13 protein-coding genes are annotated in these 13,239 nt (G+C 45.7%); 6 read left to right on the forward strand and 7 right to left on the reverse strand.

Annotation, left to right across the window (positions count from 1 at the left end; translation table 11 throughout):
- Window positions 1–115: 115 nt before the first annotated feature.
- Complete coding sequence (serC, locus tag V144x_RS12205; RefSeq protein WP_144985434.1) at window positions 116–1,201, forward strand: 3-phosphoserine/phosphohydroxythreonine transaminase; 1,086 nt, start codon at window positions 116–118, stop codon at window positions 1,199–1,201.
- Window positions 1,198–1,956, forward strand: coding sequence for a phosphorylase family protein (locus V144x_RS12210; protein ID WP_144985435.1), 759 nt, complete (start codon window positions 1,198–1,200; stop codon window positions 1,954–1,956). The genes serC and V144x_RS12210 overlap by 4 nt, the downstream gene beginning before the upstream one ends.
- Here the strand turns inward: V144x_RS12210 and V144x_RS12215 are convergent.
- Together V144x_RS12215 and V144x_RS12220 are read right to left on the reverse strand one after the other, a co-directional pair.
- Window positions 1,953–2,528, reverse strand: a complete 576-nt coding sequence (locus V144x_RS12215) for a DUF1559 family PulG-like putative transporter (protein WP_197998885.1) — start codon at window positions 2,526–2,528, stop codon at window positions 1,953–1,955. The genes V144x_RS12210 and V144x_RS12215 overlap by 4 nt on opposite strands.
- A gap of 218 nt (window positions 2,529–2,746) precedes the next feature.
- Window positions 2,747–3,697: a DUF1559 family PulG-like putative transporter gene (locus tag V144x_RS12220; RefSeq protein ID WP_144985437.1), complete on the reverse strand. Its 951-nt coding sequence runs from the start codon at window positions 3,695–3,697 to the stop codon at window positions 2,747–2,749.
- Window positions 3,698–3,892: 195 nt separating this feature from the next.
- Here V144x_RS12220 and V144x_RS12225 point away from each other — a divergent pair, with 195 nt between their 5' ends.
- The 3 genes from V144x_RS12225 to V144x_RS12235 all read left to right on the forward strand — a co-directional run bounded on the left by V144x_RS12225 (window position 3,893) and on the right by V144x_RS12235 (window position 7,561).
- Window positions 3,893–4,696 (forward strand): creatininase family protein, encoded by an 804-nt coding sequence (locus V144x_RS12225; protein ID WP_197998886.1) that lies wholly within the window; start codon window positions 3,893–3,895, stop codon window positions 4,694–4,696.
- A 211-nt stretch (window positions 4,697–4,907) separates the two neighbouring features.
- Window positions 4,908–6,446: a CRTAC1 family protein gene (locus V144x_RS12230; RefSeq protein WP_197998887.1), complete on the forward strand. Its 1,539-nt coding sequence runs from the start codon at window positions 4,908–4,910 to the stop codon at window positions 6,444–6,446.
- Between the two features lie 86 nt (window positions 6,447–6,532).
- Window positions 6,533–7,561, forward strand: coding sequence for a tetratricopeptide repeat protein (locus V144x_RS12235; RefSeq protein WP_232102800.1), 1,029 nt, complete (start codon window positions 6,533–6,535; stop codon window positions 7,559–7,561).
- Between the two features lie 36 nt (window positions 7,562–7,597).
- Here the strand turns inward: V144x_RS12235 and V144x_RS12240 are convergent, their stop codons facing one another.
- The 5 genes from V144x_RS12240 to V144x_RS12260 all read right to left on the reverse strand — a co-directional run bounded on the left by V144x_RS12240 (window position 7,598) and on the right by V144x_RS12260 (window position 11,420).
- Entirely contained in the window at window positions 7,598–7,981 is a 384-nt protein-coding gene (locus V144x_RS12240; protein ID WP_144985440.1) for an Hsp20/alpha crystallin family protein, read from the reverse strand.
- Window positions 7,982–7,997: 16 nt separating this feature from the next.
- Window positions 7,998–8,453: an Hsp20/alpha crystallin family protein gene (locus tag V144x_RS12245; protein ID WP_144985441.1), complete on the reverse strand. Its 456-nt coding sequence runs from the start codon at window positions 8,451–8,453 to the stop codon at window positions 7,998–8,000.
- Between the two features lie 263 nt (window positions 8,454–8,716).
- On the reverse strand, window positions 8,717–8,950 hold the full coding sequence (locus V144x_RS12250) for a hypothetical protein (RefSeq protein ID WP_144985442.1): 234 nt from the start codon (window positions 8,948–8,950) through the stop codon (window positions 8,717–8,719).
- Complete coding sequence (locus V144x_RS12255) at window positions 8,950–10,344, reverse strand: MFS transporter (RefSeq protein WP_144985443.1); 1,395 nt, start codon at window positions 10,342–10,344, stop codon at window positions 8,950–8,952. The genes V144x_RS12250 and V144x_RS12255 overlap by 1 nt, the downstream gene beginning before the upstream one ends.
- A gap of 65 nt (window positions 10,345–10,409) precedes the next feature.
- Entirely contained in the window at window positions 10,410–11,420 is a 1,011-nt protein-coding gene (locus tag V144x_RS12260) for a 3-keto-disaccharide hydrolase (protein ID WP_144985444.1), read from the reverse strand.
- A gap of 365 nt (window positions 11,421–11,785) precedes the next feature.
- Between V144x_RS12260 and V144x_RS12265 the strand changes: the two genes are divergently transcribed.
- Window positions 11,786–13,186 (forward strand): tetratricopeptide repeat protein, encoded by a 1,401-nt coding sequence (locus V144x_RS12265; protein WP_144985445.1) that lies wholly within the window; start codon window positions 11,786–11,788, stop codon window positions 13,184–13,186.
- Window positions 13,187–13,239: the final 53 nt, after the last annotated feature.

Here is a 13,239-nt window from a genome sequence, read left to right on the forward strand (position 1 = left end):
AATATCCTGAAGGATGTATCTAAGTGGATTCGCCTTACCCCTATTATTGACACCAAATCGTTTACTTAGGGTTGAATTCAATTTTCAACCTGCAATTGATGTTGAGATATCTAAAATGACAGAAAGAATTTACAACTTTTCTGCAGGCCCCGCTGCACTTCCTTTGCCCGTTCTGGAACAGGCACAACAAGATCTGATTTCACTGGGAGATACGGGAATCGGGGTTCTGGAGCATTCTCACCGGAGTAAAGCATTTCTCGCCGTTTATGAGCAAGCCGAAAGCCTGTGCCGGGAAATTGCTTCCGTTCCAGATAACTATAAAATTCTGTTTTTGCAGGGAGGGGCTTCGACTCAGTTTTTCATGATCCCCATGAATCTGCTTTCTAAAGATCAGACAGCCGACTATCTGGTTACCGGTTCCTGGTCCAAGAAGGCCGTCAAAGAAGCCAAACTCTTTGGAAGTGTAAATATCGCCTGTAATAGCGAAGACAAAAATTTTTCCTATATTCCCTCAGAAGTTGCTTTGAGTGAGCAACCCGCTTATGTGCACTTCACATCAAATAATACGATTTATGGTACCGAGTTCGCATCAGAACCCGAAGTTCCAGCGGGAGTGCCTTTAGTTTGTGATGCGAGTAGCGATATCTTTTCGCGTCCCATCGACATATCTAAATATGGCATTGTTTACGCCGGTGCTCAGAAAAACCTGGGACCCAGTGGTATGGCTGTCGTCATCATTCGGGATGATCTCATCGAGCAGGGACCGACCGACATACCAACAATGATGCAGTATCGCACTCACTCAGAAGCAGGTTCCATGTTTAACACGCCTCCCACATTCGGGATTTATGTTTTGGGACGTGTCCTGCAATGGTTGAAAGATCAGGGCGGGTTAGCGGCTATGGGGCAGAAGAATCAGGCCAAAGCGGGTAAGCTATATGATTACCTGGTTCAAAGCCAGCTCTTCAAGCCCACGGCTGCGAAACAGGATCGCTCCTTAATGAACGTGACATTCGTGACCGGCGATGCCGACCTGGACGCAAAATTCATTGCTCAGGCGACTGCTGCCGGTTTGGATGGCTTGAAAGGTCATCGTAGTGTGGGCGGAATGCGTGCCAGTATTTATAACGCATTTCCGGAAGCCGGTATCGACAAGTTACTCTCCATGATGAATGAGTTCGAACAGGAGCATGCCTCTTGAATCAACCCGAAGTCGATAAAGCACATGCGGATATAGGGCTGGTCTGTGCCTTGCACATGGAGATCCAGCAATTTCTGGATCGTTGTGAGCACGTCAAGAAATATACCGGCGGTTCGTATGTCTTTCGGGGAGGCTTTCTGGATCAAGTCAAAGTAGCCGTTGTGCAAACGGGTGTCGGCTTTGCTCGCGCCCGAGCGGCAACTCAGGCACTGATTGACGCGCATTCGCCTCCCTGGGTCTTATCGGTTGGATTTTCGGGAGCCCTGGACCCTAAAATGAAGGTCGGAGATATTGTCGTCGGTACTTCCGTCAGTGACCTGCATGGCCAGGAATTAAAAAACGATGTTCAATTTCCAGAAGACCGGGAGCACGGGCTCTATGTAGGGAAGCTTATCAATACCGATGCGATCGTTCGTACTGTTGAAGAAAAACTCAGACTTGCCGAACAACATGCAGCGCTCGCAGTCGATCTGGAAAGCCTGGCGGTAGCGCAGGTCTGCCAGGCTGAGAATAAAGGCTTCATGGCGATTCGCGCGATCAGCGACGATTGCTCTACAGATCTTCCTCCCGAAGTGATTTCAATCCTCGGGGAAACAGGTGCAGTAAGGGCAGGAGCAGCCGTCGGTGCCATCTTCAAGCGTCCTGAAAGTATTAAGGAAATGTGGAAGATGCGCGGCGATGCCTCAAAGGCGGCAACTCGTCTGGGGAGTTTCCTGGAAGGCGTGGTGACCCAGCTCTATGAAGCCCGGCATTAATACTCGCCAACCTCTTCGCCACCATCGGGCGTGCTCAAAGCTTTGAGTATTGAAGGATCAATATCTTCCGACACATAATGAACCCTGCCATCACACAGCAGGATATAATACCCTCCAGTGGACGGCGATTTCTTTTTGGGGCTGATGATGTTAACTGGTTTTGTCAATGCGGTCGGATCTCCCCACGGTTTGAAGTTTTCGCCGGTTTCGATAGCTAAAATGGTGTTTGAAGACCCATCTTGTATCTCTTCAAATTTCATTCTGATATTTGGTTTGAGAACCAATTCGTTTCCTACATAATGGGAAAGGGAGTAGCCTTCTGGAGAAATTTTCGCTTTTGTTTTGGGATTAAGATATTCAGGAATTTTCTGCTTGAAGACTTCCTGATTTACAGAAGCGTCCCAGGGCTCGTTAAAATGGATCTGTCTATAAAGGTATAACTGATCCAAAAAGGGCAGAATCATTGCCTGCCAGCTGTGGTAGGGAGTTTGATTCTTTCCGAGAGTGGCTCCTGGTGGGAGAGAATCATGTGTCTCGTAATAATTGTGTAGCGCCAACCCAATCTGCTTCATATTGTGCCTGGTAACAGATCTTACTCTTCCTCTCCGCTGAGAAAATGGGTTGTTTGTTAAGAAAATCGCAAATCCCAGAACAAGCACAATTAGCAGGATAGTTAACTCAAGAGAATGGTTGCGCTGATTATTTCTGTGATTGTTGCCTTGTGAAGAGTTTTGTAGTTTCATTATGGTTTCAAAAAAGCTATCAAATTGGTATTTTCTTCAATACAATTCTAAAACTCTCCTATCGCTTTCCCATCATTGGGGATACTCAAGTTTTTTAATGTCTCAGGATCAATGTTTTCCGAAACGAAGCGCACACTGCCGTCACCCATGAGGACATGATTGCCTCCTCTGAAAGAGGACTTCTTTCCTTGACCCATGATCTCGGTAGGCTTTGCAATCGAAGTCGGGTCGCCCCAGGGCTTGAAGTTTTGGCCTGTCTCGACTGCCAAAATGGTATTCGAAGTGCCATCGGTCATGTCTCGTATGCCAATGTTTCCGTTTTTCTTCATGACGAGTTCATTGCCGACATAATGGGAAAGACCTAATCCATCAGGTGAAATCTTTTCTTCAATTGACGGGTTTAAGTATGTGGGAATTTCCTGTTCAAAAATGATTTGGTTGCTGGGATCATCCCAGGCTACGTCAAAATCGATGTCATTATAAAGTGGCGCCTGATCAACAAAGGGGAGAATAGCAGTTTGCCAACTATGGTAGGGTTTCCCGTCTGCGGTCGCAGTCCCTCCGGGAGGAAATTGTGAAAAAACGTCGTGATAATTATGTAGCGCCAGACCAATTTGCTTCATATTATTTTTCGACATAGAACGTCGTGCTGCATCGCGTGCTTGCTGCACCGCTGGTAAGAGTAGGGCCATCAAAATCAGAATCACCAAAACAAACCCGCCGCCGGCAACAGCAACAACAATCCAAAGTACGGCATTACTTTTTTTAGGTGATGTCGTTTGAGATTGGCTGCCTTGTTGATAATCATCTTCCTCAAAGTTGCTTCCAAATTCAGGAATTAACCCTGGAATCTGACTTGCGGGAACGAAGTCGTTCTCTTCACCTTCACGAACCAGATCGGTCTCTTGAACTTTTCCCTGAGCTGCTAATTCATTTAAGCGCTGAAGTGTTAAGGGGCCAGCGATTTGACTACCACGCTTAACATACCAATTGGCCATGAGGAATTCCTTTACGAGAAATAATGATTCAGTAACCTAGAATACTATAAGGGCTCATTAGAATACAGAGAAACATCTGGGAAGAATGTATATTCTTCAGATATCTGTTTAGTAGTGAATGAGGTTCGCTCATTAATCTGTTAGTATGAGTCTGTTGGCTATAAAATCTGTTTATCCAATTAAGGAGAACTGCGAGTGGCAGCGGAACCTGTGATACGTCCCTGGATTTTATCCGAGACCAATTATGCCCATGTAAAAGAAAACCCCTATGAAGTTGCGGTGTTGCCAATGGGGGCTACGGAACCGCATAACCTACACCTGCCTTATGGAACTGATACTTATGAAGCAGACGCAATTGGCTCTCGCGTGTGTGAAGCTGCTTATCAACGTGGTGCGAAAGTGGTCATGTTACCTCCGATTCCTTACGGAACAGAAACCAATCAATCTGAGTTTCCTCTCTCAATGAATGTAAACCCTTCCACGTTAGGACAAATCATCGCAGACCTGGTTGATTCACTGGCAAATCATGGCGTACATAAACTGTTGATTCTGAATAGTCATGGTGGAAATGATTTTAAACCGTTATTGCGCGAACTGCATGGTTCTACGCCGGTACAAATCTTTCTGGCGGACTGGTTTCGCGGGACTTCCGCCGATGTGAAAGCAGAGCTGTTCGAGAACCCGGATGATCATGCGGGGGAAATGGAAACCTCACTGGCACTGGCTTATTTTCCACAGTTTGTTTCCCGTGATCCGGAAACAGACGCTTTACATGCTGATGACGGTGCGACCAACGCGACGCGATTTGCAGCGGTCAATTCTGGCTGGGTCAGCATTACACGACCCTGGCATTTATTGACTACCAACTCCGGATCGGGCAACCCTCATCAGGCGTCTGCCGAGAAAGGCGAGAAATTAATGCAGGTGCTTGTCGAGCGGTTATCACAATTTCTGGTCGAACTCTCAGAGGCAAAACTGGATGATCAATTTCCATTCTAATAGTTTCTCGGGGTGTCCATGCCTGAGATCCTGGATATTGGTACTCTGCTTAGGCTCTGTATTTGTAATTGATCAGAGAGCCTGCGTCCGGGCTGAAGAACAGCACTCTGTTGTTAAATTTCAAGACATTACTAAAAACGCTCAGCTTCAATTTCAGCATCAGTCTCCTGCAACAACAAAACGCCACTTACACTTGACGATGGGGTCAGGAGTGGGCTGGCTTGATTATGACAATGATGACTTGCCTGATTTGTACTGTGGGCAAGGCGAGGAGTGGCGAAGATCTAAGAAAAAAAAGAGTGATGATTCTGCAATCGGATTATCGAACCGTCTGTTTCGTAATCAGGGAAAGAGTCGATTTCAGGACGTAACGACATTTGCAGGCTTAATTTCGATCGATTATTCGATGGGGATTGCGGTCGGGGATTATAATCATGATGGCTTTGAAGATCTCTATGTGAGTCAGTTCGGCAGGAATCTTTTATATCAGAACAATGGAGATGGTACCTTCTCGAATGTCTCACAAGTGGCGCGTGTGGATGATCCCGGTTATGGTGCCAGTTGTACCTGGGCTGATTTGAACGGTGATGGATTGCTGGATCTTTATGTCGTCAATTATCTGAAAATTGATCGAGAGAATTATCCTCTTTGCAGCCGAAAGGTTGATGGAAGCCGCGTTTATTTTATTTGTCATCCGCGTTACGTACGTGGGCAATATGATGTGATCTATCGGAATTTAGGGAATGGTTCTTTTCTGAACGTCTCGAAAAAAGCGGGTTTACATAATGAGCCTGCCCGCCAGGGACTTGGCGTTTTTGCTGCGGACTTCGACCGCGATGGTGATATGGACGTGTATGTTGCCAATGACTCTGTTGCTAACCAGTTATGGGTGAATAATGGTCATGGCGTTTTTACAGATCAGGCTTTAGTAGCAGGTGTGGCGTTCAATCGTGCGGGAGACCGGGAAGCGGGAATGGGTATCGCCGGAGCAGATTATAACAACGATGGTCAGCTTGACCTCTATGTAACGAATTATTACGGCGAGACAAATACCTTGTACCGAAATGAAGGGGCTCTTTTTTTTCTGGATGTGACCGACGAAACCGGCCTGGCAACGCCCAGCCGCATGCGCCTGGGGTTTGGAGCCTCTTTTCTGGATTTGAATAATGATGGATGGGAAGATTTGTTTGTGACGAATGGTCACGTTCATGATCGACTGGCTCAACTGGGAAGAAATGAGCCTTACGAACAGGAACCGCAAGTGTTGCTCAATCAAGCAGGACAGTGGTTTCGAAATGTGTCTCAGCATGCAGGTCCCTTCTTTCAGAAACAACAGGTGGGGAGAGGCAGTGCCGTTGCAGATTTCAATCGGGATGGATTACCTGATGTTGCGGTCTCACATTTAAATGGGAAGTTAGTTCTGCTGGAGAATCGTTCTGTGACTCCCAATCAGAGTATTGGTTTGCAGCTCATTGGAACTAGCTCCAACAGAAGTGCCATTGGTGCCATCATTGAGCTGAGGGTGACGTCCGAAAATCTCACTCGCTATTGCCGGGGTAGCAGCAGTTATCTTTCGGCAGATGAACGTTGGGTCTTTTTAGGTGTGGGAAAGAATCAAGGTCCCGTTACGGTAAAAGTGACCTGGCCTGAAGGGAAAACGGAAATCTGGTCTGGATTACGACCGGGGAGGCGTTATACATTAATAGAAGGCGCAAGTGATTCTCAGGACCTGTCTCAAATACAGCGGTGATTATGAAACCTCTGCCGGAACAAGATAAGCTGACCAGGCCATTTCCTATGCAGAAAAAGAGTGTTCTTTTTTCAAGCAAATCTATCGTGGCTGTTGTCGCTGTCATTGCATTACTGATTTTTTATTTCTACGGCGGAACTGATTCTTCTCGCTCAAAAAAATCTGGTCACGTAGAATCAATTCAGAAACCTGATAAAGTCAAACAGAATGAATTGATCGCTTATTTAAAACAACATCCCCAAGATGAGTTCGCACATTTTCAGTTAGGAGAGTTAATCAAGGATCGAGCCCCTTACCAGGCATTGGAGAATTTTTCACATGTGACTCCCATGCATCCCCGTTATTACGAAGCCGTCGATGCAATTGCTGAAATTTCGCTGAAGCAGAATCTACCCAAACAAGCAAAAAAAGCGTTGTTAACGCTGGTTCGAAAGTTCCCTCAACAGAGTCGTTATCAGGATCTGTTAGCGAGGCTGTTACTTGAGGAGCGAGACTATGATCGAGCACTTAAGCATGCCACACGCAGTATCGAACTTGGTGCCAATCAAGCTGAGAATCATATGTTGGTTGCCAACATTCTACGACAAGCAGGAAGAGCCAGCGAAATGTGTGCCCCCTTGAAACAGGCTCTGTTTTTAGAACCCGAATTATTAGAGGCTCATTTAAATCTGGCATATGCAGCACTTTACTCGGGAGATTTGCAGACTGCCGAGCGGGAGGCACTGTGGTGTCTGAAACAGAATCCGTTATCGAATACCGCGTTACGTTATCTGGCACAAATTGATAGAAGCCGAGGGAATATTCCAGAAGCCCTCTCACATATCGAGCAGGCATTAGTGATTGATCCCGAGGATTTTGAAAGCCTGTTACTCAAAGCCGATTTGCTGATTTATCAAAGGGCAGGTCAACAGGCATATGACTTATTGAAGCCACTCTATCTAGAGCATCAAACCGATAGACGGTACATCACGGCATTGTCACGCGCTGCTGGTTTGATTGGGAATCGTAAAGAAGTTTTGCAGTTGCAAAGACAAAATCAGTTGCTGATTAAAGAAGATGATTTAAAACCTTCCACTTTGCAAAGTGAAACCATTGAAGATTCGCAATCTCGTTAGCAAATGAGGAAGCTCATCTTACGAGAGCATATTTGATCAACCAGTATTGACCTGAATTCTACGGGGTTCTGCTTTAGGAGCTTTGGGAAGGAAAATACGCAAGACACCATTTGTCAGCTTCGCTTCAATTTCACTATGCACAATTTCTCCACTGAGAATGAATGATCGCAGATAATTCCCTACTTCATATTCTTGATGTAGTGGTTGTGCTCCTTCAGGAATTTGAGGTTCCACTTTACCCAGTAATGTGAGCTTGTTGTCCTGAACCTGTAATTCAAGTGAACCGACAGAAACTCCGGGAAGATCAGCATACAGCACAAGACCGGCTTCTGTTTCATAGATATCAATCGGGGGCGTGAAAACATATTGACCGGGATGAGCCATTTCCCCTCGTTCTTCATTACTGTCTTGTCGATTCATGTTATCATCTCTCGATCTATTCCCCAGAGCTCACAGGAATTTGGCGGGGTTGCTCTTCTTCGAGCTTGGGTAGATGGATTTTAAGGACCCCTTCGTTAAATTCTGCTGAAAGATGTTCTTCAGAAATTCGATCAGGAATGCTGATAGATCGCTGCCATTCTCCAAAGGTTCGTTCCTGACGGCGGAAGCGTTCTTCTGAGATCTCTCCATCGGCAATCTCAGGAGGATTACGATGGCCTTTCAGAGTGAGCACACTGTTTGCAATCGTCAATTCCAGGTCTTCTGCCAGCATTCCGGGGAGTTCTGCGGTGATGAGATATTCGTGAGCCAGTTCAAAAATATTGACCGCAGGATATTGTCGGGGCATACGGATCCCTTGAACTGAGAATTCGACCCCCTGAACCAGACGGTCTACTTCTCGCTCCAAATCTCTGAGCGGGTTCCAAGATTGCTCCCAACGAAAAATTGGCATTTCCAAACATCCTAAAACTAAAAAAACGAGTCTTTGGTGATTCTAGAATAAGCAAAGGTCATACCATTGAGGATGAGATCACTCAAATCAAAAATCGATGTTGTAAGTATCTGTAATAGAATATTTTATCGTTGACAGACACAGAAAAGTCCAGATTGAATTTTGAACGAAATGTCATTTTGGCAAGTCAATAGAGTGGATTTATGCAGTACTGAATGTGTCATAATGGCAGCTTTTCTGTTTGCTAGTGAGAGGAAAGAGACTTATTCCCATTGAACCGGCTGAATCACACCTGTCGCCAGCAGCGCACCAAATACGATTCCGGTGAGAAAGATAGTGCGTAACACCCAGATCGCGCGTGCCGGCCCAAACCATTCTGTAAGACGCTGCCCCTTTCGTGTATGAGCCAGAAACCATTGTTCTTTGATCAAACCGAACAACGAGAAAATCAGAACAGCTCCACCGATGAGGGCATTCTCAGAAATGTGAAATGGCATTAGGTCGTTTCTTCAGTCTGAGTCAAAGGAGTTGCAGAATGGACTTTGGGGAAGAAAGCCCAGAACAGTAACGTCGCTAAGAGGGCAATGGCGGCACTGCTCAACCAGATACCAGGCCAGTCTCGAAATAAATTAATCACATCGCCGTCTAAGTTTTTTTGAGTGAAAGCCAGGACTCCAGATTCTGATTGAACATTCATTTGTGATCGGATTAACGTGCCTTTTCCTGTTGAAGTGAAAAAGTCCCCGATTTTTCCACTGATGAATCCACCTGCAAACATTCCTAAACTAAACACAAACGTTCCGAAGAACGTTTGCATACTCCCTCGAACATCGAGAGGAGCCACTTTATCGACATAAATATAAGCGGCGGCCAGAAAGCAACCAAAACAGAGCCCATGCATGGCCTGTCCCAGGCAGGTGAGCGAGAGAACGAGGGCAAAAGAGTTCTCGATTGTCGAGGCGTAGGCAAAAATGACTGATCTCATCAAATACGATAAGAGGCCAACCAGCATTACAGTCTTGAATCCAAATTTTTTGAGAGCAAATCCGAGTCCCGCCATCACCAGCACTTCAAAGACTTGACCGATGGAACTGATTCTCTGCTCCCAGGCACCCTGCACCTGTCCCAACCCCAACATTGCCTTCAAGAACGGGGCGTTCCATTGGAAGTAAAATTTATGCACGATGGAGATAATAAATGTGACGAGTACAAGCACTAGAAAGTGACGCAGTTTCAGCATCTTGAGAACTTTCCCCGGAGCCAGATCTTTTTTATCACTTTTGACCGGAGGAGTATGGGGAAGCGTGAGACAATAGAGGGCCATTATAATTCCTGCGACACCTGCCATCGCCAATACAATTCCTCGCCCGGTATTCAGTTCCTGACCTTTGAGATTTGCCAGAAATACTCCTTCCGCGACCCAAGCGGGGACGACAAAACCGATCGTCCCCCATAAGCGAATCATGGGGAATTCTTTTTCGCGGTCTTTCAAATGCTGAAATGTGAGTGAATTGGTCAACATCATCGTCGGAATATAGAGCACCGAATAGAGTACTCCTAAAATGACGACAGGCCAGAAACTATGCTGCACAAACAGGACCAGCATGAGGATCCCACCAGAAAAATGACAGAACGAGAGCACTCGTTCTGTCGAGTAATGGCGGTCGACAATCTGTCCAAAAATAAAGGGGGCTACTAAAGGTCCCACAGCCAATGCGGAGCCAAACACTCCAATCTGCCAGGCTGAAAAGCCGAGCGCATCAATCAGATACAATGTGATGATGGGTAAATAACATCCTTGAACAAAGTACTGAAGAAACATCATCAGATAAAGACGCATCTTGAGAAGTTTATCTGTACTTTGTGTAGCCGGGCTGTCGATTGCGGTCATCCTGATGTGGCCCTGAACAAAAAAGTGGAGAGAGTGATTTAAAACTCAATTGAAGTCAAACAGATTTATTTTTCAATCACCCAGATGTTTCTGAAACGAACCGGATTCGAGTGATTTTGCAGAAATAGTGGACCTGCAATCGCTTCGTCTTTATTAGTGCCCCCCGGTGTGGGGCCATCGATTTCGCGATTATCATGAATGGTGACTCCATTGTGTTTGACTGTGATTTTCGCTTTGTCTGTCTTGTTACCCTCTTTGTCGTATTTAGCTGCCTGGAAGTCAATATCATATGTCTGCCAGGCGAGTGGCGGAAAACACATATTCACACTGGGAGCACCCACTTTATAAATCCCCCCGCATTCGTTGTCTTTACCTTCCAGGCCGAAGGAATCCAGAATTTGGACCTCATAACGTCCTAATACATAGCAGCCACTGTTGCTTCTGCCTTGACCGCGTGCCTGAGGCATGAATGGTAACTGAAACTCCAAATGGAGATGGCCATCTTTAAATTTCTGTTTGCTGGTGACACCCTCTTTTAAAAGTCCGTCTTTTGTGATTTTACCATTAGTGAAATTTTTGACGGTTTCTTTCGCCCGATTTGAATCGAACAAAACCTTGGCATTGGCAGGTGCTTTTTTACCGAGTGTAGGGCTCTTTCGATGTACTTTCTTGAGGGTTCCTACCTGATTTCCTTCCGCATCGAAGATGGTGATTTTACCATCTTCCAGATCTCCACGGCCTTGCTCAGATTTGAATGTAATCGCATTACCTGTTTTTTCACCTTTTGTGGTGACTTTTTCTTGCTGATTCCAGCCATCACCGGGTAAGCCTCCCGGATAACCGACAGCCTGAAACGCCCCATCACCTAACGCGATAACCTGGACACCGTATTTCAGTGGTTCATTACTGTCTTCCCCTAAAATTCCCGAGTACTCTCCCTGAATCTGGAAGTCGGGGCCTGCCTTTTCAACACTGGTTGCCGCCCATTTGGGAGACTTGGAATCGGCATCACTGTCATGAGTAAGAACGAAAAGCAGAGAGCAGACTATCAGAGCGCAGAGAGGGAATTGCTTCATTGTATTTCTCCAAGGATCGTATTTGCTGTAAGGTTGTGGATCAGTAGAAAACTGACTTGAAATCGAATGTGACAAGTCGTTATGACTTGCGAGATTTAGTTTCATTGTGCGAATCGATACTCAGAGATGCAAGTACATCGGCTAAGGTTTCTTATACTGTACGGTACGTGTGTGTATTGGTTTCTGATAAAACTTGTGATGGTAAGGTGTTAAAAAATTTTGTAAGATGGTATGTAGAAACGTATGAATAAAAGACGAGAGAGGGTACGGGCTGTCATAGCGATGCCGGATATCAGACTATCATTGAGGATGTCGGCCCCTTTTATTGATTGATTTAGAGCATTGGTTAACAGCGGAAGAGCTTTATGACATCTGACAAAAACAAAAAAATTGCGGCAGATTGCTGGCGAAGGGGCAACGAAGCCTTGGCCAAAGAAAATTGGGATTATTCCATTGATATGTTTACTACTGCTGTAAAGCTGGAACCCGAAGCGCTTCTCTATCGGCAGACCAAACGTGGCGCTGAGCGTAAAAAATATGGCGATAACAATTCCGGTTCAAAAATGGGAGTCCTAAAAATCACCGGATTGAAGACGAAGATCAAAAACTCGCGCCGTAAAAAAGATTGGGTCTCAGTCGATCAGTATGCAGAAGAAGGCCTGTCAATTAACCCCTGGGATCCTGGTTTAAATGCGGAAATGGCTGAGGCCTGTAAGAATCTGGGTTATGAAGATTCTGCCATTTTCGGATATAAAATGGCCATTGAAAATGATAAGACAAACAAAGGTTATTACACCGACTTGGGACTGTTATTAGAAGAGAAGGGCGAGTTCAAACAGGCCAGAGAATGCTGGGAGATGGCATTGAAACTGGATCCTGTCGATGGGGATGCCCGTTCCAAAGTAACTGCTTTGATGGCTACAGAGACCAGGGTACGAGGAGGTTATGAGGGCGCTGAGAACTCAAGTGGTGCGAAGAAGGGGCAGTCTGCCTATGATGAAGGACGGGCGACACGCGAACAGAGACAGCAGGCCCAAAAGGGAAACGCACCAGATGGCCCGGGACAGTCGCTCGAAGCAGACCTCCAGCGTGCTATTCGAAAAGAACCTGAAAATAAAGACCATTATTTAAGAATGGCTGATTTTTATCGACGTGAAGGAAAATTACCGGAAGCAAAGGAAAATTATGAAAAAGCCTTTGAGCTTTCCGGGAAAGACGCCAACATCGGAGAACAGATTGAAGATATCGAGCTTGAAAAGTTGAGAGAACAACTGGTCAAAGCAAGAGAACAATTTAATGCAGACCGCGAAAATGCGGAAGCGAAGAAGCAGTTGACCTTGATCAGTAAAGCGCTAATCAAGCGAGAAATCGATGTCATGTCCAGACGGGTCGAACGTTACCCAGCCGATTTGAGGATTAAATTCGAGTTGGCCCAACGCTTTATTCGACTGAAAAAATGGGGGCAGGCGATTTCATTACTGCAACAGTCAGTGAAAGATACACGAATCAGTTCCGAGGCTTTGGTGGCGTTAGGGAAATGTTTCTACGCAGAAAAGAAAAAAGAGCTTGCCAAACGTCAGTTTGAGAAGGCACTGCCTTCTCTTTCTCCAGATGACAAACCCGATATTTATAAAGAAGCACACTATCTGCTAGGTCGCTTATATCAAGAATCGGGTGAGAAAGACAAAGCAGCCGATCACTATAGCGAGATTTTAGCCGTCGATTACGATTACAAAGATGTCAAAGATCGGTTGGAAGGTCTTTAATCAGGAAGAGTTAGAATGTTCGGTCGCATTCCATTTTTCCTGAAAAAAGCTCT

The sequence above is a fragment of the Gimesia aquarii genome (assembly GCF_007748195.1).
In the GTDB taxonomy this organism is placed as follows: Bacteria; Planctomycetota; Planctomycetia; order Planctomycetales; family Planctomycetaceae; genus Gimesia; species Gimesia aquarii.

Coding starts and splice junctions, on each gene's coding strand:
- serC (WP_144985434.1), top strand. CDS start 116: ATGACAGAAAGAATTTACAACTTTTCTGCAGGCCCCGCTGCACTTCCT.
- V144x_RS12240 (WP_144985440.1), bottom strand. CDS start 7,981: ATGAATCGACAAGACAGTAATGAAGAACGAGGGGAAATGGCTCATCCC.
- V144x_RS12255 (WP_144985443.1), bottom strand. CDS start 10,344: ATGACCGCAATCGACAGCCCGGCTACACAAAGTACAGATAAACTTCTC.
- V144x_RS12215 (WP_197998885.1), bottom strand. CDS start 2,528: ATGAAGCAGATTGGGTTGGCGCTACACAATTATTACGAGACACATGAT.
- V144x_RS12245 (WP_144985441.1), bottom strand. CDS start 8,453: ATGCCAATTTTTCGTTGGGAGCAATCTTGGAACCCGCTCAGAGATTTG.
- V144x_RS12260 (WP_144985444.1), bottom strand. CDS start 11,420: ATGAAGCAATTCCCTCTCTGCGCTCTGATAGTCTGCTCTCTGCTTTTC.
- V144x_RS12250 (WP_144985442.1), bottom strand. CDS start 8,950: ATGCCATTTCACATTTCTGAGAATGCCCTCATCGGTGGAGCTGTTCTG.
- V144x_RS12220 (WP_144985437.1), bottom strand. CDS start 3,697: ATGGCCAATTGGTATGTTAAGCGTGGTAGTCAAATCGCTGGCCCCTTA.
- V144x_RS12265 (WP_144985445.1), top strand. CDS start 11,786: ATGACATCTGACAAAAACAAAAAAATTGCGGCAGATTGCTGGCGAAGG.